The organism is Rhodococcus sp. GQ147 (assembly GCF_059759155.1).
In genome coordinates this window covers 56,575-74,577 of the sequence record NZ_JCAXDU010000019.1, presented here as the reverse complement: position 1 = coordinate 74,577, position 18,003 = coordinate 56,575, and the positions used below count along the sequence as shown (strand labels likewise).

Genomic DNA, 18,003 nt, shown 5'->3' with positions numbered 1-18,003 from the left:
CATGTGCGTGTTCTTGCGACACACCGCATATATCCTCCCCCTCGTTGTGGGATCGGCTATCGGCCGAGCGCTTCCTTCCACGTGACCGTCCGGCCGATGCGCAGGATCGACCGCTGGTAGATGCGCGCGGCGATCACACTGAGCATCGCGATCGCGGCGACCATCAGCACGATGGTGCCGACGATCTGCACCGGCGTGGCCACGCCCGCCGCGATGCGCAGCGGCATGAGGATCGCGGAGAACGGCGGGATCCAGCTCAGCGTGGTGCTCCATCCGGCCTCGGGGTCGTCGACCGACGAGAACGCCGCGAAGAACATCGCGAGAATCAGCATCACCAGCGGACCCGAGGTGGAATTGACGTCCTCCTGCCGCGACACCATCGACCCCGCCGCCGCGTAGAGGACGGCGAAGAACGCGAAGCCGAGGACGAACCAGCCGAGGGTGCCGGCGAGCACGCCGAGGGCGGTGCCGGTGATCGTGAGGGTGTCGGTGGCGAGCGCCGTGCCGACACCGACCGCGCCGTAGGCGGTGAGTTGCAGGAGCCCGACCGCGCCGATGCCGAGGATCTTGCCCCACAGCAGTTGCAGGGGACGCAGCGTGGACAGCAGCAGTTCGACGACACGCGAGGACTTCTCCTCGACGACACCCATCGCGACGTACATGCCGAACATCAGGATCTGCATGTACAGCAGGATCACCGCGATGATCGAGAGGATGATGCGTTGTCCCTGTTCGGGGTCCGGCGGGTCGATGGCGTCGACGGTCACGGTCGCCGCCGAGACGTCGGCCGCGACCGCGGCGGGATCGACGCCGCGGTCGGTCAGCGCGGCGACCTGGGCCTGCTGCACGACAGCGGCCTCGACGACCGCGCGGACGTCGGTGTCGAGTTCCGATTCGGTGATCGCTGTGACGGATGCGCCGTCGCCGGGGACGAGCGCGACGTCGAGATCGCCGGAGGACACCTGCTCGCGGGCGGTGGCGGCGTCGGGAACGTCGGAGACCTCGAGCGGAGTGCCGACGGTCTCGCCGAGCGACTCGATCGTCGTCTGCAGCGCGGGCGCCCCCACGACTCCGACGGTGGGCCGGTCGTCGTCACCGCCGGACAGGATCGAGGTGGCGACGATACCGACGACGATCGCGACGAGGATGATCGCGTTGCTGATCAGGAAGCTCTTCTTCTGAACTTGCGTGACGAACTCGCGCGACGCGACGAGACCGACCGCGCGGGCGTTGCTCAACGGGGCGCTCATGCGGAAACCACCTCTCGGAACAGCTCGGTCAGGGATGGGCGTCGGAGCGAGAACTCGTGGACCGGGCCGGTGGCCAGGGCCGCCTTGAGGATCAGCTGGTCGTCGGCGCCGGGGGTGATGGTGAGCACGGTGCGCTCGTCCTCGTACTCGGCGTGCGTGACGCCCGGCAGACCGTGCGCCCAGCCTCGGGGTGCCTGCGGCGCGTGGACGACGAGGAGCGCGTCGCCCTTGGACCGCAGGTCGTCGACGGTGCCCACGGCGCGCATCCGGCCGGCGCCGATGATGCCCACGCGGTCGCACAGGCGCTGGACGAGGTCGAGCTGGTGGCTCGAGAACACCACCGGCACGCCATCTTTCGCCTTCTCGAGCAGGACGTCGCTCATGACGTCGACGGCTACCGGGTCGAGGCCGGAGAACGGCTCGTCGAGGACGAGGACCTTCGGGTCGTGCACGAGAGCCGCGGCGAGCTGCACGCGCTGCTGGTTGCCGAGCGACAGGGCGTCGACGGTGTCGCCGAGACGTTCTGCGATGCCGAGCCGTTCGGTCCACCGTTGCACCGCCTCCGACGCCTCCGACTTCGAAAGGCCGTGCAGCCGAGCGAGATAGGACAGTTGCTTGCCGACCTTCATCTTCGGATACAGGCCGCGTTCCTCGGGCATGTACCCGATGTTGCGGCGCATCTCGAGGTCGACCGGCTTCCCGTCGATGCGGACCTCGCCGGAGTCGGCGGCCAGGACGCCGAGGGTGATCCGCATAGTGGTGGTCTTGCCGGCGCCGTTGCTGCCGACGAAACCGAACAATTCGCCGGGGCGGACTTCGAAACTCACGCCGTCGAGAGCGACCGTGTCGCCGTAGCGCTTCGAGAGATTGTCGATCGTCAGTGTCACAGCAGGTCCTCCGGATCGTCGTCGGGGCGGGTCCAGGCGAGCAGAACGGCGGGCAGGCAACCGCTGAACAGTATCGAGGCGAGAGCGAATCCGCCTGCGGAATAGGCGAGTGCCCGATGGTCGATCGAGTCGATCGCCGGGCTCCACAGCAACGCGAAGATCGGGATCATCAGCAGGCCCTGCGCCACGGACAGACCGATCGAGCGGGCGCTGTTGCGCTCGGCGATCTCGCGTTCATCGAGGGCGCGACGGGGTGCATCGGACTGCCTTCCCGACACGATCTGCAGACACGTCCAAGTGGGCAGGAACACCAGCGTCACCGGCAGCCAGGCGATCGCCGCCGCCATCGTGAAGTACGACGCGATCGACGCGACGAACATCAGCGCGATCAGCACCATGACGGCGACGGCGAGGATCCGGCGGCGACGGCGGGTACGCCAGTTCGGCATCCACCCCCCGGTGATCTCCTCGTTCTTCAGGAACCTGCGGGTGCGGTACTCCTCGTAGCGATCGAGCAGGGATTCTGTGGTCATCTCAGGCCTCCTTCCGGGGCTTGTACAGCTCGGTCGACAACGGCGTGAACTCGGTACGGGAGAAGACGGCTTCGACCGGTAGTCCGAAGACATCGCAGATGCGGAAGGCGAGATCGAGGCTCGGATAGTGGTCGCCGCGTTCGAGTGCTCCGACGGTCTGCGGGTTCACATCGATGAGCGCGGCCAGTTGTGCGCGGCTCATGCCACGCTCCGCGCGCAGGACGCGGATGCGGTTGTAGATGGGGAGAGCTTCCCCACGACGTACCGGACTCATGGAACAAAGTGTTGTGAAAACCCAACGCTTTGTCAATGGGAGAGGATGGATCGATATGTCGTAGTGTTGTCAGTCGTCGGCGAAACCGCGGAGACGGTCGAGTTCGCGGCGTTCCTTCTTCGTCGGACGGCCCGCCCCGCGGTCGCGGCGGGGGAGCGCCGCGAGGATCTCCTTCGGTGGAGGCGGGGGACTGTGATCGATGTAGGCGGTCGCGGCGATCGGTGCACCCACGCGCTTGTTCACGAGCTGGGTGACTTCGACGATCTTCTCCGTTCCGTGCGCGCGTACGCGGACCTCGGCTCCGATCGTCACCGGCGTCGACGGCTTGGCCGTCACACCGTCGACGCGGACGTGCCCGGCGCGGCACGCGCTCGCCGCGGCGGACCGGGTCTTGAACAGCCGGACCGACCACGTCCAGCTGTCCACGCGCACGCTTCCACCCATCTACATCAACTCCTCGCTCAGCTTCCCGTCGTCGAGCATCCATCGACGTGTCGTCCGTGTGGTCTCCAGCATGCGGCGATCGTGCGTGATCAGCAGTAGGGTTCCCTCGAAACTGTCGACGGCCTGCTCGAGTTGCTCGATCGCCGGCAGATCCAGGTGGTTGGTGGGTTCGTCGAGCACCAGCAGATTGACGCCGCGTGCCTGCAGCAGTGCGAGTCCCGCGCGGGTGCGTTCGCCCGGCGACAGCGACGACGCCGTCCGCAGGACGTGGTGCCCTTTGAGGGCGAACTTCGCCAGCAGGGTCCGCACGTCGGCGTCCGGCCAGTCGGGCACGTTGCGCCCGAACGCCTCGACCAGCGGTTCGTCCCCCTCGAACAGGCTGCGGGCCTGATCGATCTCGCCGACGAGAACACCCGACCCCAGCGACGCGCGACCGGTATCCGGTTCGATCGTGCCGAGCAGCAACCGGAGCAGCGTAGACTTCCCGGCGCCGTTCGGGCCGGTGACGACGATGCGGTCGCCCCACTCGACCTGCGTGGTGATCGGCCCGAGGACGAAGTCGCCCCGCTGGACGACGGCCTCGCCGAGGGTCGCGACCACCGTGCCGCTGCGTGGGGCGGCGGCGATGCACATGCGCAGTTCCCATTCCTTGCGCGGCTCCTCGACGACGTCGAGCCGCTCGATGCGCCGCTGCGTCTGACGCGCCTTCGCCGCCTGCTTCTCGGTGGCCTCCGCGCGGTGCTTGCGTCCGATCTTGTCGTTGTCCTTGGACTTGCGGCGCGCGTTGCGGACGCCGTGTTCGAGCCAGTTGCGTTGCATCCGGGCGCGTTCCTCGAGCTGCGACTTGGTGTCGGCGAACTCCTCGTACTGTTCGCGCGCGTGTCGGCGCGCCACCTCGCGCTCGACGAGATACGCTTCGTACCCGCCCTCGTAGACCGAGATCTGCTGCTGCACGGGATCGAGTTCGACGATGCCCGTCACCGTGCGCGCGAGGAATTCGCGGTCGTGGCTGACGACCACCAATGCCGTGCGTGTCTCGTCCACGAAGCGTTCGAGTCGTTCGAGGCCGGCCAGATCCAGGTCGTTCGTCGGTTCGTCGAGCAGGAGCACGTCGTAGCGCGACAGCAGCAGTGCCGCCAGCCCGGCGCGGGCGGCCTGGCCACCGGAGAGCGCCGTCATCGGAGCGTCGAGGCCCGCTTCCAGGCCGAGGTCGTCGATCACCTTCTCGGCGCGCTCGGCGAGGTCGGCCCCGCCGAGCGCCAGCCACCGTTCGAGCGCCGGGGTGTACTCGTCCTCGTCGGAGTCTCCGAGTCGCTCGGCAGCGGCGTTCATGACGTGTTCTGCCGCCGCGACACCCGTGCGACGTGCGAGGAAACCGAGGATCGTCTCGCCCGGCACCCGTTCGGGTTCCTGGGCGAGATAGCCGATGGTGGCGTCGGGCGGGCTGAGGACCACCGAGCCGGTGACATCGGCGTCACCGACCCCTGCGAGGGTCGTGAGCAGCGTCGATTTCCCGGCGCCGTTGGCCCCCACGAGGCCGATCACATCGCCGGGTGCGACGGTGAGATCGAGTCCGTCGAACAGGACACGTTCCCCGCGGGAGGCCGACAGGCCGTTGATACGAAGTGTTGCGCTCACGCTCCGAGTATCCCGGGTGCGACGAATCCGAGGTCCGGCGCGGGTCGGTACCGGCCACGAGCGGCCCCTCAGCCGCCGCACTCCGCGGGCACGATCCCATCGTCGCCCACCGGGACGGCGTCGAGTGGATTGGCGATCTCGTCGCGCCGCGTCCGGGCCGCGACGATCACGATCACCGCGGCGACGGCCGGCACCAACCCGGCGATCGCGAAGGTCGGCGCGAGCCCGACCGTGAGGGCCAGCGGCCCGGCCACGGCCATGGACAGCGGCATGAACACGATCGAGACGAAGAAGTCGAGACTCGAGACCCGACCGAGCAGGTGCGCGGGCACCCGCCGTTGCAGCAGCGTTCCCCACACCCCCGGGTGACCGATCAACCGATTTTTCCGTGAGCGTCGCCGTCAGCGTGCGGGTCCGACTTCGAGAACGATTTCTGCGGAGCGTCTTTCGTCGTTCTCGGTGGTCCACTCGATCGACACGACGTCGCCGGGACGGTGACGGAGCAGACGTTCCTCGAGTTCTCCGGTCGACGAGACGCGCTCCCCGTCGAACGACACCACGACGTCGCCGGCGTCGAGACCGGCGTGATAGGCGGGACTGTCGTAGGACACCCACAGCACCTCGGCCCCGAGATCCTGCCCGTCCTTGCGGGCGGTGGTGACGCTCGCGCCCAGCCGGGGCGTCGGGCCCACGTGCACCGACCCTTCGCTCACTCCCGTCCGCACCTGCTCGACGACGGTGATCGCCTCGGTGATGGGCACGGCGTACGCCTCGGGGGTCGTATCGGGCGAGGTGTCGATGTTCCGCTGCACCGCACCCGCGGTGTTGATCCCCACGACCGTTCCGTACTCGTCGACGAGCGGCCCGCCGGAATCACCCGGCCGGATCGGGGCATCGGTGCGGATCATCCCGGTGAGGCGGTGACGTGAACCGTCCGTGGCGTCGCGCACCACCACATTGCGGTCGAACTCGACGATGGTGCCGGGGGTCGCCACGACGACCCCACCGCCCTGGGAATTGCCGAAGGCCGTGACCCGGCTGCCCACCGGCGGCAGGTCCTCGGCGATCGCGGCGGCCGGAAGATCGCTCGCGGTGCCGAGCCGCAGGACGGCGAGATCGCGCTCGCGGTCGTAGCCGAGGACCTCCGCGTCGTAGATCAGACCGTCCGCGCCGCTCACCGCGCTGATATCGGTGGCTCCGCTCACCACATGATGGTTCGTGACGACCGTGCCGTCGGGGGTGATCACGATCCCGGTGCCCGTCATGCCCGTCCATCCCGCGCTCGCGTCGATCGTCACGACGACCGGCAGGGTGCGCGCGGTGAGTTCGTCGGCGGTCAGCGGTGTCGGGGAAGGAGCGACCGGCGCCGGCGGTGGGGGAGGGAGTGCGACGTCGACCAGGGCCGGTGCCGATGCGACGAGACTGGCGGTGGTCGCGAGCGCGACCAGCAGCACCGATCCGCCCCGCCCGCTCACTGCTGCGGCACCTCGCCGGTGAGATGGTCGACCAGTTCCCGGGCCGCGGCGCGACCGGCGCGGTTCGCTCCGATCGTGGACGCCGACGGGCCGTAGCCGACGAGATGGATGCGCGGATCCTTCGCGACGCGGGTCGCGAGCCGGCCGTCCATCGTGATGCCGCCACCGGCGTTGCGCAACGACAGCGGTGCGAGATGGTCGAGGGAACTCCGGAATCCGGTGCACCACAGGATGACATCGACGTCGAGTGTCCGGCCGTCGCTCCAGCGGACGCCGGTCTCGGTGATCTCGGAGAACATCGGGGACCGCTCCAGCGCGCCGCGTTCGCGCGCGGCCCGAAGCGCCGGGGTGAGCGGGAGCGCGGTGACGGAGACGACCGATCCGGGTGGCAGTCCGCGTCGTACCCGATCCTCCACGAGAGCGACGGCGGCGTGACCGCGCTCGGCCGTGAAAGGTTCCTCGCTCCAAGCAGGTTCGCGTCGCGTCACCCAGGTGGTCTCGGTGACGCGGGAGATCTCGTCGAGGAGCTGGACCGCGGAGATGCCGCCACCGACGACGAGCACGTGCTGCCCGGTGAACTCCTCGGCCGTTCGGTAGTCCTTGGTGTGCAGCTGCCGTCCGGTGAACCGCGCGGCGCCGGGATACCAGGGGACGAAGGGGCGCTCCCAGGTGCCGGTCGCGTTGATGATGCCGCGTGCCGCGTAGACGGCCGATTCGGTCTCGACCCGCAGTCGCTCGCCGCGGTCGCACACGACCCGCACGGTGGTGGGGCGGTGGACGGGAAGGCCGAACTCCTTCTCGTAGGCGGCGTAGTACTGCGGTACCGCAGAGGCTGCCGGAACCTCGCCCGCGGAGGTGTCGACGACGTCCGCGAACGCGAGGCCGGGCAGGTCGTGGACGCCGTTGACGGTGCTCAGTGTCAGTGATGGCCAGCGGTCCTGCCATGCCCCGCCGGGGCCGAACGAGCGGTCGAGGACGACGAATCCTGTTTCGGGTGCGACTCCGAAGCGGGTGAGGAAGTAGGCGGTCGACAGGCCGGCCTGCCCGGCGCCGATCACGACGATGTCGACCGGCGCCGCATCGGCGGTCTGTACCTCGGCCGCATCGAGTGCCTCGTCGGCGAGCATCGCGAGCCTCCCTCTCGGATCGTTGTCCTTCATCATGCCGCGATCGCGGCCGGTGCGCGGAGGGAACGCTGTCCGCAGCCGTAGAAATGTGATATCACTTTAATATCGCTTTGATCCTGGGAGGTAGGAACATGGATGTCGTGCAGTCGCCCGTGACCGTCGAGCGGCCGGGTGCCTCGTCCAACGGCTGGTCGGTACTGATCGCCGCTCTGGTCGCAATCGCCGTCGGCGCCGGTCTGATCGGCTGGGGAGCAGTGGATGTCACCGTTCCGCTGATCGTCGCCGGCGCCGTCATCGTGGTGCTCGCCCTCGTGCCGCTCGCCGGACTCGTCCTCGTCGAACCGAACGAGGCCCGTGTCCTCCAACTCCTCGGCAGCTCGTACACCGGCACCCTGCGCGAACCCGGTCTGCGCTGGATGAACCCGCTCAACACCCGCCGCAAGATCTCCACCCGCATCCGCAACCACGAGACGGGCAGAGCCAAGGTCAACGACGCCGACGGCAACCCCATCGAGATCTCGGCGGTCATCGTGTGGCAGGTCGAGGACACCGCGCGCGCCGTCTTCGACGTCGACGACTTCGAGGAGTTCGTCGCCGTGCAAACCGAGGCCGCGGTCCGCCACATCGCCGGTTCGTACCCATACGACGCTGCGCCGGAAGTGATGTCGCTGCGTCAGAATGCCGACGAGATCACCACCAAGCTGTCGGCCGAGGTCCACGACCGCGTGCAGTCCGCCGGTATCCGCGTCATCGAGACCCGCATCAACCAGCTCGCCTACGCACCCGAGATCGCCCAGGCGATGCTGCGACGTCAGCAGGCCGGCGCTGTCATCGCCGCCCGCGAACAGATCGTCAAAGGTGCCGTCTCGATGGTCGGCACCGCCCTGGCCCGCCTCGAGGCCGAACACACGGTCGAACTCGACGAGGAACGCAAGGCCGCGATGGTCTCGAATCTCCTCGTCGTGTTGTGTGGAGACCAGAGTGCTCAGCCCGTCCTCAACACGGGATCGCTGTACCAGTAGGGATCATGCGGCATGGTCGAACGTAAGAAGGTGCTGCTGCGCCTCGACCCGGCAGTCCACGACGCGCTCGCGCGGTGGGCTGCCGACGAGTTGCGCAGCACCAACGCCCAGATCGAGTTCCTGCTCCGGCGGGCCCTCACCGAGGCCGGTCGGATGCCGCGCGAGGTGGGGCGCATACGCGGACCGGGCCGTCCGCGTGCCGATGCCCACGACGAGGAGTGAGCAGACATGGCCGGCACGGCACGACGGGGAGGCACCACCGACGAGACGGGTCGCTACGCGGTGCTCTATCCCGCGCTCGCCGAGGCGGCCCACCGCGTAGGCGCGACCGCGATCGGTCTGATCGACGTGGGACGCCCCGCGGCGCTGAACCTGTGCGTCGACCGCGTGGGCATCACCTACAGCGACGGGGTGTTCCTGGGCGACCCGGATTCTCCTGTGCAGGAGAGCTGTTCGATCGTCCACGGCGGGGCGGTTCCCGACCGGACGATGCCTTCGGTGGTCAGGCGCGTCGCCGTGACACGGCACCGCCCCGACGTCGAGGACGCCCTGCTCGCCGAGGACCCGCCCGTCCGGTTCTACGGCGACGTCGTGGAACTGCTGTCCGAGGCGATCGCGGCGGTACCCGAGGATGCCCTGGTCGTCGTGACGACTACCAGGGCTCTGTCACGTCTGCCGATCCCGCGGCGCCCGTCGTTCGTCGACCGCCTTCGTGAGGCGGCCACGGGACGAACGGTCGCGTGGGTGTCGGCCGAGGGTGTAGGTGTCGCGCCGTCGGTCCCGACGCTCGGTGATCGTCCGGCCTCCGGCCACAGCATCGTCGGCATCGCGTTGTACGAGGGCGCCGAGCATCGGGTGGACGCGGTGGCGCGCTGCTGGTCGCGAGGCCGAATTCTCGACTGGTTCCACTGATCTCGATTCCACTGTTTCGGTGGTTCCACCCCCGCTCGGCGGGGTCGGATCCACCGAAATCGGATCAGGCGGCGAAGGTCGGTAGCAGGGTTCGCGTGATGCGAGCGGGCCAGTCCTCGTCCACCTCGCCGCGACGCGCCTGCTCGGCGAAGTAGGCTCCGACCACGCAGTCCGGGAAGGTCTCCACATCGAGATCGGCGCAGACGGTTCCGTCGTCGCAGTGGCGTCGGATGGCCTCGGCGAGCATCTGCCGGTGGCGCATCAACAGAGATCGCATCAGCTCGGTGAACCACGGTTCCTGTTCGGTGACGAGCGCCGCGAGCCCACCGAGCCCGATGCCCTCGTCGACGGAGAGACAGGACTGCTCCACCACCCACCGCAGGAGCTCTTCGGCCGTGGCCTCCGGTTCCGGGGGTGCCGATCGGGTGAGGGGTTCCATCACCGCCTCAGCATCTCGCTGCGATCCCGGTACCGGCGGTAGATCGTCGTCCGGGCCATGCCGGCGACGTTCGCGACCGCTTCGATCGTGACGGCCTTCGGCCCCTTCGTGCGCAGCAGCAGGAGCACCGTGTCGGCGATCCGCTGTTCGGGTGAGGTGTCGTCGCGGCGTCCATCGGCCTTCGGCCTCTTCTTTCGGGTGTCGGGTCGGCCGCGCATCTTCGCGCCGTGGTCGTTGGTCGATCCGGCGCCTCGCCCACACTCGCGGGGAGGGTGGAATGATGCGGGGTGTTCGGTGACGAAGGGATGGGGCGACACATGATCGGGATCAGCCGCGACGGCGACGTCGTGACCGTGGAACTGCAACGCGAAGAGCGTCGTAACGCGCTCAACACGCAGCTGTGCGTGGAGATCCGCGAAGCGGTGGACAAGGCCGTGGCGGACGACGCGCGTGTCGTGGTGATCACCGGGCGGGGCACGAGCTTCTGCGCCGGGGCCGATCTCTCCGGCGACGTCTACGCCGAAGGGTTCACCGACAGCCTCGCCGAGATGCTGCGCACCATCGTCGAGGCTCCGATCCCGGTGATCGCGGCCGTCAACGGCCCGGCCATCGGTGCCGGCACCCAACTGACGCTCGCGGCGGATCTGAGGGTCGTGGCGCCCACTGCACGATTCTCGGTTCCTGCTGCGCGCCTGGGTATCTCGGTGGATCGATGGACGGTCCGGCGACTCGCCTCGCTCATCGGCGGCGGTCCGGCACGCGCAGTCTTCCTCGCCGCCGAACCCGTCCACGCCGAGGAAGCCCTCGCGCGTGGGCTCGCCAATCGCATCGGCGACCTCGCCGACGCGCAGGCATGGGCGCACGAGATCGCGAAGCTCGCGCCGCTGTCGCTGAACGCGATGAAGTTGTTCCTCAACGACGACGGCACCCGCGACGAGGCCACGCCCGAGCAGACCGCCGCACTCGCCGCGGCGTGGCTCAGCGAGGACGCCCAGGAGGCCAGGCTCGCTCGTGCCGAGCGCCGCGACCCGATCTTCCGCGGACGATGAACATCCGGTCCGCCGTCTCGGCAGCGCTCGCCGGAGCAGGCACGCTGTGGGTCGCGCGCGCCGTGAACGGCCTGCCCGGTTCCATCGGCGCCTCGGTCCCCGACATCCGTCCCTACGCCGCCGCGTCGCCCCGCTACCGCGACGGTCGTTTCCACAACACCGACCCTGCGTCCGTGCTCGGCGCCGAGGCGGCGGGCGGTTTCGCGAAAGACCTGCTCACCCGCGGGTCGCGGGGGAGACCTCGCACCGAGGTGCCGTTGTCGACCTATCTCGCGCCGGTCGACGCGGCGGAACTCGCCGTGACGTGGTTCGGGCACTCGACCGCCCTCGTCGAGGTCGACGGCTACCGGGTGCTGTGCGACCCGGTGTGGAGCGAGCGCGTGTCACCCTCACCGACTGTCGGCCCGGCACGTCTGCATCCGGCGCCGGTCGAACTGCAGACCCTGCCGCGCCTCGACGCGGTGGTGATCTCGCACGACCACTACGACCATCTCGACCGATTCACGGTCGAGAGCCTCGCCGTGCTGCAGCCGACCGTCCGGTTCGTCGTGCCGCTCGGGGTGGGCGCGCACCTGCGCCGCTGGCGGATCGCCGAGGAACGCATCGTCGAACTCGACTGGGACGAACACGTCGAGGTGGACGGCCTGCGCATCACGTGCACCGAGGCCCGGCACTTCTCCGGGCGCGGCCTGCAGCGCAACATCACGTTGTGGTCGTCGTGGGTGTTCACCGGGCCGACGCGCCGGGTGTTCTTCGGCGGCGACAGCGGGTACACCCCGCGGTTCGCCGACGTCGGCGAGGCCTACGGCCCGTTCGACCTGACATTGCTGCCCGTGGGCGCCTACGACAAGCGATGGCCCGACGTGCACATGAACCCCGAGGAGGCGGTGCGCACGCATCTCGACCTCGGTGGCGTCGACCGTCACGACAGTCTGTTGGTCCCCGTGCACTGGGGAACCTTCGACCTCGCCTTCCACGCCTGGTCGGAGCCGATCACCCGGCTGCTGCCCGCCGCGCGGGAGTCGGAGGTGATCACGGCGGTGCCGATGCCGGGTCAGCGGATCGACGTGTCGAAGTCCGATGCGTCGAAGTCCGTCGCGGTCGATCCGTGGTGGCTCACGTCGAGCTGATCCCCCTGCCACGGCACCGGTTGTTCGCTTTCGTGCCCTAATCTGGTTCGTCATGGCAGTAGAAGAGCCCACGACGGTGGTGGGAACGGGCGAGGCACCGGTCCTCGCATCCGACCATGCAGCCACGGGGCTGTCCACCGAGCAGGTCGCCGAGCGTGTGGCACGTGGCCTCACCAACGATGTCCCCGACCGCGCGTCCCGATCGGTCAAGGACATCGTCCGGGCCAACGTGTTCACCCGGATCAACGCGATCCTCGGGGTGCTGCTGCTGATCGTGCTGGCCACCGGCTCGATCATCGACGGCATGTTCGGTCTGCTGATCATCGCGAACAGCGGCATCGGCATCATCCAGGAGGTGCGTGCCAAGCGCACCCTCGACAAGCTGGCCATCGTCAGCCAGACGAAACCCGTCGTGCGCCGGGACGGCATCGCCGCACCGATCGCTCCGCGCGAGGTGGTGCTCGACGACATCATCGAGCTCGGCCCCGGCGACCAGCTGGTCGTCGACGGCGAGGTGGTCGAGGCCCAGGGTCTCGAACTCGACGAGTCGCTGCTGACGGGTGAGTCGGATGCCGTGCACAAGGTGCCCGGCTCGACGGTGATGTCGGGCAGCTTCGTCGCCTCCGGCTCCGGCTCCTACCGTGCGACGAAGGTCGGCCGCGACGCCTACGCGGCGCGACTCGCGGAAGAGGCGAGCAAGTTCACGCTCGTGAAGTCGGAGCTGAACGCGGGCATCAACAAGATCCTGCGTTTCATCACCTACCTGATGATCCCCGCAGGTCTGCTCATCATCTACAACCAGCTCTTCTCCAGCGGCGAGTCGCTCGGCCCCGCGCTGAGCGGCATGGTCGCCGCCCTCGTGCCGATGGTGCCCGAGGGTCTCGTGCTCATGACGTCCATCGCGTTCGCGGTCGGAGTCGTCCGCCTCGGACGTCGTCAGTGCCTCGTGCAGGAGCTGCCGGCGATCGAAGGCCTCGCGCGCGTCGACGTGGTGTGTGCCGACAAGACCGGCACGCTCACCGAGAACGGCATGCGCCTGTCCGATCTCGAGTCCCTCGACGGCAGCGGCCTCGACGAGGCCCGCGCCGCCCTGGCCGCGCTCGCGGCCGACGACCCGCGTCCGAACGCCAGCGTCCTCGCGATCGCCGAGGCGTTCCCCACCGCCCCCGGCTGGGGCGAGCCGACGGCGGTCGCGCCGTTCTCGTCGGCGAAGAAGTGGAGCGGCCAGTCGTACGGCACCCACGGCAACTGGCTGCTCGGCGCACCCGACGTGCTGCTCGACCCCGGCACCGAGGCGGCGCGACGCGCCGAGGAACTCGGCTCGAGCGGGCTGCGGGTGCTGCTCCTCGCATGCAGCGACCGCCCGGTCGACGACGAACTCGCCCCCGGCACGGTCACGCCCGTCGCGCTCGTCGTCCTCGAACAGCGGGTGCGCCCGGACGCGAAGCCGACCCTCGAGTACTTCGCCGGCCAGCAGGTCGACGTCAAGGTCATCTCCGGCGACAACGCGATCGCCGTCGGTGCGGTCGCCTCGTCGCTCGGCCTGCCGGGTAGCGCGTCTCCCATCGACGCGCGTTCCCTGCCGGAGGGCGAGAACGAACTCGCCGACGTCGTCGAAGGCTCGACGACCTTCGGCCGGGTCCGTCCCGATCAGAAGCGCTCGATGGTCGGCGCGCTGCAGTCGCGCGGTCACACCGTCGCGATGACCGGCGACGGCGTCAACGACGTGCTCGCCCTCAAGGACGCCGACATCGGAGTCGCGATGGGATCGGGCAGTCCCGCGACCCGCGCGGTCGCACAGATCGTCCTTCTCGACAACAAGTTCGCGACGCTGCCCTACGTGGTGGCCGAGGGTCGCCGGGTCATCGGCAACATCGAACGCGTCTCCAACCTGTTCCTCACCAAGACGGTGTACTCGGTGCTGCTCGCCTTTCTGGTGGGCGTGTCGGGTGTGCTGTCGCAGGTGTTCGGCTTCGAGCCGTTGCCCTATCCGTTCCTGCCCCGGCACGTGACGATCGCGGCGTGGTTCACCATCGGCATCCCCGCCTTCCTGTTGTCGCTGGCACCGAACAACGAGCGGGCACGCTCGGGCTTCGTCTCCCGCGTGATGCGACTGGCGATCCCCTCGGGCGTGGTCGTCGGTGTGGCGACCTTCGTCTGTTACGTGCTCGTCTACGGCGGTCCGGAGCAGACCGAGCAGCAGAAGATCCAGGCCGGCACCTCGGCCCTGATCACCCTGCTGATCATCGCGCTGTGGGTGCTCGCCGTGGTCGCCCGCCCGTACCAGTGGTGGAAGATCGTGCTGCTCGCCGGTTCGGTGCTCGGTTACGTGATCCTGTTCTCCGTGCCGTTCACCCGGGAGTTCTTCGCGCTCGATCCGTCGAACGTCGCGTACTCGACGATCGCGGTGACGTGTGGGCTGATCGGAGTCGTCCTCGTCGAGGCCCTGTGGTGGGTGTCGGGACGTCTCCACGGGGAGCATCGCCGCCTGTTCGCCGCCTCCGGCGATCTGCTCCCGGGCGTACACTGACCCGCAGCGCACGGATCGGTGCGCCCGAACCTCACAGCGATCCGACGAGGGAAGGACCGAACGATGGGTTTCATGGATTCGGTGAAGGGCCTTGTGAACAAGGGCAAGGACTACGCCTCGAAGAACCCCGACAAAGCCGATCAGTTCATCGAGAAGGTCGGAGACCAGGTGGACGGACGTACCGGCGGGAAGTACACCCAGCACGTCGACAAGGCGCAGGACGCCGCCCGTCAGCATCTGGGTACCACCGGCAATCCCGCACCGGGCGCGCAGCCCGGACCCGGCGGGGAGCCCGGTCCGGAGGGTGGTCCCGGACCCGAAGCGCAACCGGGTCCGCGTCAGCCCTGATCGAGGCAGGGGCGGCAGCCCCGTTCACGGCAGGTATGGCAGTACGGCGTCGCCGAAGGTGTCGATGAACGGACGCTGATCCGGCCCCACATGGTGCAGATAGATCTCGTCGAAACCGAGTTCGGCGAATTCGCACAAGCGGTCGACGTGTTCGGCGGGATCGTCGGACACGATCACCGCGCCCTCGAGAGCGCCGTCGTCGAGTTCGGCGGCGTGGGCCTCGAATTCCTCGGGCGTGGCGAGTTCTGCCATGAGTTCCGGCGGTAGGGCGTTCGTCGCCCACTGTTCCCGCGCGATCTCCCGAGCGCGTTCCCGCGTGGGCGCCCAACTCAGATGGACCTGCAGCACGGTCCGTCCGCGACCGCCCCCGTCGCGGTAGGCGCCGAGGATCCGCCGCAGGTCCTCGAGCGGGGCGTTCACGGTGACGAGACCGTCGACCCGGTCGGCGAAACGACCGGCCGTCTCGGGAGTCAGTGCGGGCAGCAGAATGTCGGGAGGAGTCTCCGGCCGGTCCCAGACCCGTCCGCGGTCGACCTCCACCGCGCCGTCGTGGTCGACGACTTCGCCCGCGTGCAGGCGTCGCACGATGTCGAGGTTCTCACCGAGGAGTTGCTGCCGTTCCTCCTTGGGTGGCCAGGCGACTCCGGACATGCGTTCGTTGCAGTGCTCGCCGCTGCCGAGTGCGAACCAGAAGCGCTGCGGGAACATCGATGCCAGAGTGGCGGTGGCCTGGGCGGTGACGACCGGGTGGTAGCGGAAGCCGGTCGCGGTGACGACACCGAAACGTAGGTCCGTGGTGGCCAGGGCCGCTCCGAGCCACGACCACGCGAACCCCGAGTGTCCCTGGCGGTGCGACCACGGTTCGATGTGGTCCGAGCACATGGCCGACCCGAAACCGGCCGCTTCTGCGAGCCGGACGTCCTCGAGCAGGCGGGATGGGGACGCCTGTTCGTGCGAGGCGTGAAAACCTATCAGCGTCATACCTGTCCGCTCCTCCGGTCGATCGGCGATCAGTACTTCTCGATGAGGGTCAGTGCAGCCGTCATGAGTGCGAGATGGCTTAGTCCCTGGGGGAGATTGCCGAGGAAGGTGCCGTCCTCGGCAATCATCTCCGAGTACAGGCCCGGGCGAACACCTTCGCGTCGGCGCCCTGATCGCGCACCACGCGGAGCAACCAGCTCATCACGGTGTGCACCTCCTCGCGATCGCCGAGACGGATGAGCGCGTGCAGGGTGTAGGCGGCGTCGCGCACCCAGGCGAAACGGTAGTCCCAGTTCTTCTCGCCGTCCGGGATTTCCGGAACGGACGAAGCCGCCGCCGATCGAGCGGCGGGCGAGCTCACCCCACGGCAACCGTCCGGCGACACCCGTGTCGATCGAATCGGTCACGCGGACCCGGCCCTGCGCGGTGGTGAAGACGGTGCTCGGCACGTTCGTACCCGTCACGTATGCGCGTTCTACGGTGAACTCGGCGACAGGCTGCAACTCGACGGAACCGCCCGCCGGTGCATCGAGCAGTCGTGCGAAGACCGGGTGCGAATCGAGGAGCGGAACCGGATACCAGTCCACCGAACCGTCCTCGGCGACGAGGGCGACGGTGTCACCGTCACCCAGCGCGGCATAGGTGCGCAGGTCCGCATAGCCGTCGTCGTCGCGGGCTGGGATCACACGCACTCCTCGCTGGGGCCGGGTACACGGCGGTCGATCGGTTGCATACCCCGGCTGCGTCGGGGCAAACGACCTGCCGGTCTCGCTGCGAGATCGGGTGTGCGGGCGCGTCGTGGAAGCAGGAGGGGCGGGGCGAACGGCATCCGGCAGGGCGGCCGAAGAAGAAGACGTGGCCGCCGTGTATCCGGGATTCGTTGTGCCACAGCGAATTTTTCACATCTTCTCGACATTGTGCAGGTAAGGGCGTGCAGCTATCGTGCGCCGTATACGTGGTGCAGACATCACCCGTCGTGCGACGACGAAGGGATCGGACGATGACCGCAGCGGCCTATGCCGAGTTCCTGCCCGAGAACTACCGATCGGCCTGTCGAGAACCGGAGTCCACCTGGTGGGACTGGCGCGGTCGCCGCCTCCACATCGCCCGCAACCCTCGCCCCGATGCTCCGGTGCGCGTGATGGGAATCCACGGCGCGGGCGGCCATTCCGCGGCGCTCTGGTCGTTCGCCTCGCTGGCCGCGGACGACGACGTGGACATCCTCTTCCCCGACATGCCCGTCTACGGACGGACCGTCGAACCCCGTCCCTCGCAGGTCCGGTACTGCGATTGGATCGACCTGCTCTGCGACCTCGTCGCAGCCGAACGCGCCGACGATCCCCGGCCGCTGGTCCTCTTCGGCGCGAGTATGGGCGGGATGATGGCCTACGAGGTCGCGGCTCGCACCGGGCAGGTGGCCGCGGTGATCGCGACCTGCCTCCTGGACCCCGGCGATGCCGAAGCCCGGGCGGCTGCAGCCCGATGGGGCTTCGCCGGAAGGATGGCACCCTCGGTTCTGCCGCCCGTGGCCCGGGTGGCGGGTGATCTCCGGTTGCCGATCAGATGGCTCGTGCGGATGAACCGGATGAGCAACGACCGTGACCTCACACGCATGTGCGAGTCCGATTCTCTCGGGGGAGGGGTCCGGATCCCGCTGGGATTTCTGGCCGACTGGTTCACCTACCCGCACACCGCACCCGAGGACTTCACCGCAGTCCCGGTGACGCTCGTGCATCCCGCCGCCGACCGCTGGACCCCACCGGAAACCAGCCTGCGGTTCCTCGACCGCATCTCCGGGCCGACGCAGGCCGTCCTGCTCGAGAACTGCGGGCACTGGCCGATCGAGGAGCCCGGCCTCACTCGGCTGATCGCCGCGACGCGCGCCGTCATCGCAGGGGTGGCCGAACAGGCGTAACCACGGAGCCGGCACCCGGACGCGGGTTCCCTTCGGGCGGCCGCCGACT

Annotated in this window: 20 protein-coding genes and 1 pseudogene; 8 read left to right on the top strand and 13 right to left on the bottom strand. The window is 68.8% G+C overall.

Features of this window, described 5'->3' with window-relative positions:
* Positions 1-56: 56 nt before the first annotated feature.
* The 9 genes and pseudogenes from AC6CID_RS20045 to AC6CID_RS20005 form a co-directional block, all read right to left on the bottom strand.
* A complete protein-coding gene (locus AC6CID_RS20045; RefSeq protein ID WP_033096772.1) occupies positions 57-1,250 on the bottom strand; it encodes an ABC transporter permease in 1,194 nt (397 codons plus the stop codon).
* A complete protein-coding gene (locus tag AC6CID_RS20040; RefSeq protein WP_033096771.1) occupies positions 1,247-2,137 on the bottom strand; it encodes an ABC transporter ATP-binding protein in 891 nt (296 codons plus the stop codon). The genes AC6CID_RS20045 and AC6CID_RS20040 overlap by 4 nt, the downstream gene beginning before the upstream one ends.
* Complete coding sequence (locus AC6CID_RS20035; protein WP_006551632.1) at positions 2,134-2,670, bottom strand: hypothetical protein; 537 nt, start codon at positions 2,668-2,670, stop codon at positions 2,134-2,136. The genes AC6CID_RS20040 and AC6CID_RS20035 overlap by 4 nt, the downstream gene beginning before the upstream one ends.
* A 1-nt stretch (position 2,671) precedes the next feature.
* Positions 2,672-2,944, bottom strand: coding sequence for a helix-turn-helix transcriptional regulator (locus AC6CID_RS20030; protein ID WP_033096769.1), 273 nt, complete (start codon positions 2,942-2,944; stop codon positions 2,672-2,674).
* Between the two features lie 69 nt (positions 2,945-3,013).
* Complete coding sequence (locus tag AC6CID_RS20025) at positions 3,014-3,388, bottom strand: RNA-binding S4 domain-containing protein (RefSeq protein ID WP_498354359.1); 375 nt, start codon at positions 3,386-3,388, stop codon at positions 3,014-3,016.
* Complete coding sequence (locus AC6CID_RS20020; RefSeq protein WP_498354358.1) at positions 3,389-5,026, bottom strand: ABC-F family ATP-binding cassette domain-containing protein; 1,638 nt, start codon at positions 5,024-5,026, stop codon at positions 3,389-3,391.
* Between the two features lie 68 nt (positions 5,027-5,094).
* Positions 5,095-5,385 (bottom strand): annotated as a pseudogene (locus AC6CID_RS20015) (MFS transporter); the annotation flags it as partial.
* Between the two features lie 42 nt (positions 5,386-5,427).
* On the bottom strand, positions 5,428-6,501 hold the full coding sequence (locus AC6CID_RS20010; protein WP_039587527.1) for a S1C family serine protease: 1,074 nt from the start codon (positions 6,499-6,501) through the stop codon (positions 5,428-5,430).
* Positions 6,498-7,628 carry an NAD(P)-binding domain-containing protein gene (locus AC6CID_RS20005; protein ID WP_498354364.1) on the bottom strand — a complete coding sequence of 377 codons (1,131 nt, stop codon included), beginning with the start codon at positions 7,626-7,628 and terminating at the stop codon, positions 6,498-6,500. Before AC6CID_RS20005 ends, AC6CID_RS20010 begins: the two co-directional genes overlap by 4 nt.
* Positions 7,629-7,759: 131 nt before the next feature.
* Here AC6CID_RS20005 and AC6CID_RS20000 point away from each other — a divergent pair, with 131 nt between their 5' ends.
* The 3 genes from AC6CID_RS20000 to AC6CID_RS19990 are packed head-to-tail and all read left to right on the top strand — an operon-like array spanning position 7,760 to position 9,562.
* Positions 7,760-8,650, top strand: a complete 891-nt coding sequence (locus AC6CID_RS20000; protein WP_006551625.1) for an SPFH domain-containing protein — start codon at positions 7,760-7,762, stop codon at positions 8,648-8,650.
* A gap of 12 nt (positions 8,651-8,662) precedes the next feature.
* Positions 8,663-8,872: a type II toxin-antitoxin system antitoxin gene (locus AC6CID_RS19995; RefSeq protein WP_006551624.1), complete on the top strand. Its 210-nt coding sequence runs from the start codon at positions 8,663-8,665 to the stop codon at positions 8,870-8,872.
* A gap of 6 nt (positions 8,873-8,878) precedes the next feature.
* Entirely contained in the window at positions 8,879-9,562 is a 684-nt protein-coding gene (locus AC6CID_RS19990) for a DUF2332 family protein (RefSeq protein ID WP_064060204.1), read from the top strand.
* A gap of 64 nt (positions 9,563-9,626) precedes the next feature.
* Here AC6CID_RS19990 and AC6CID_RS19985 read toward each other — a convergent pair whose 3' ends face one another.
* Both AC6CID_RS19985 and AC6CID_RS19980 read right to left on the bottom strand, forming a co-directional pair.
* Entirely contained in the window at positions 9,627-10,004 is a 378-nt protein-coding gene (locus tag AC6CID_RS19985) for a TetR family transcriptional regulator C-terminal domain-containing protein (RefSeq protein WP_254707579.1), read from the bottom strand.
* The gene (locus AC6CID_RS19980; protein WP_254707578.1) at positions 10,001-10,219 is read right to left on the bottom strand and encodes a TetR/AcrR family transcriptional regulator; all 219 of its coding nucleotides are present in this window, start codon (positions 10,217-10,219) and stop codon (positions 10,001-10,003) included. Before AC6CID_RS19980 ends, AC6CID_RS19985 begins: the two co-directional genes overlap by 4 nt.
* Positions 10,220-10,318: 99 nt before the next feature.
* Between AC6CID_RS19980 and AC6CID_RS19975 the strand changes: the two genes are divergently transcribed.
* The 4 genes from AC6CID_RS19975 (at position 10,319) to AC6CID_RS19960 (ending at position 15,058) form a co-directional block, all read left to right on the top strand.
* Positions 10,319-11,050: an enoyl-CoA hydratase gene (locus tag AC6CID_RS19975; RefSeq protein ID WP_120281582.1), complete on the top strand. Its 732-nt coding sequence runs from the start codon at positions 10,319-10,321 to the stop codon at positions 11,048-11,050.
* The gene (locus AC6CID_RS19970; RefSeq protein ID WP_064060202.1) at positions 11,047-12,180 is read left to right on the top strand and encodes an MBL fold metallo-hydrolase; all 1,134 of its coding nucleotides are present in this window, start codon (positions 11,047-11,049) and stop codon (positions 12,178-12,180) included. Before AC6CID_RS19975 ends, AC6CID_RS19970 begins: the two co-directional genes overlap by 4 nt.
* A 52-nt stretch (positions 12,181-12,232) precedes the next feature.
* Positions 12,233-14,710, top strand: coding sequence for an HAD-IC family P-type ATPase (locus AC6CID_RS19965; protein WP_498354357.1), 2,478 nt, complete (start codon positions 12,233-12,235; stop codon positions 14,708-14,710).
* 63 nt (positions 14,711-14,773) lie between these two features.
* Complete coding sequence (locus AC6CID_RS19960; RefSeq protein ID WP_498354356.1) at positions 14,774-15,058, top strand: antitoxin; 285 nt, start codon at positions 14,774-14,776, stop codon at positions 15,056-15,058.
* Positions 15,059-15,082: 24 nt separating this feature from the next.
* Here AC6CID_RS19960 and AC6CID_RS19955 read toward each other — a convergent pair whose 3' ends face one another.
* The gene (locus tag AC6CID_RS19955) at positions 15,083-16,039 is read right to left on the bottom strand and encodes a TIGR03885 family FMN-dependent LLM class oxidoreductase (RefSeq protein WP_498354355.1); all 957 of its coding nucleotides are present in this window, start codon (positions 16,037-16,039) and stop codon (positions 15,083-15,085) included.
* 29 nt (positions 16,040-16,068) lie between these two features.
* Complete coding sequence (locus AC6CID_RS19950) at positions 16,069-16,725, bottom strand: trehalase-like domain-containing protein (RefSeq protein ID WP_498354354.1); 657 nt, start codon at positions 16,723-16,725, stop codon at positions 16,069-16,071.
* Positions 16,726-17,039: 314 nt separating this feature from the next.
* Here AC6CID_RS19950 and AC6CID_RS19945 point away from each other — a divergent pair, with 314 nt between their 5' ends.
* Positions 17,040-17,954: an alpha/beta hydrolase gene (locus AC6CID_RS19945; protein WP_498354353.1), complete on the top strand. Its 915-nt coding sequence runs from the start codon at positions 17,040-17,042 to the stop codon at positions 17,952-17,954.
* The last annotated feature ends 49 nt before the right edge of the window (positions 17,955-18,003 follow it).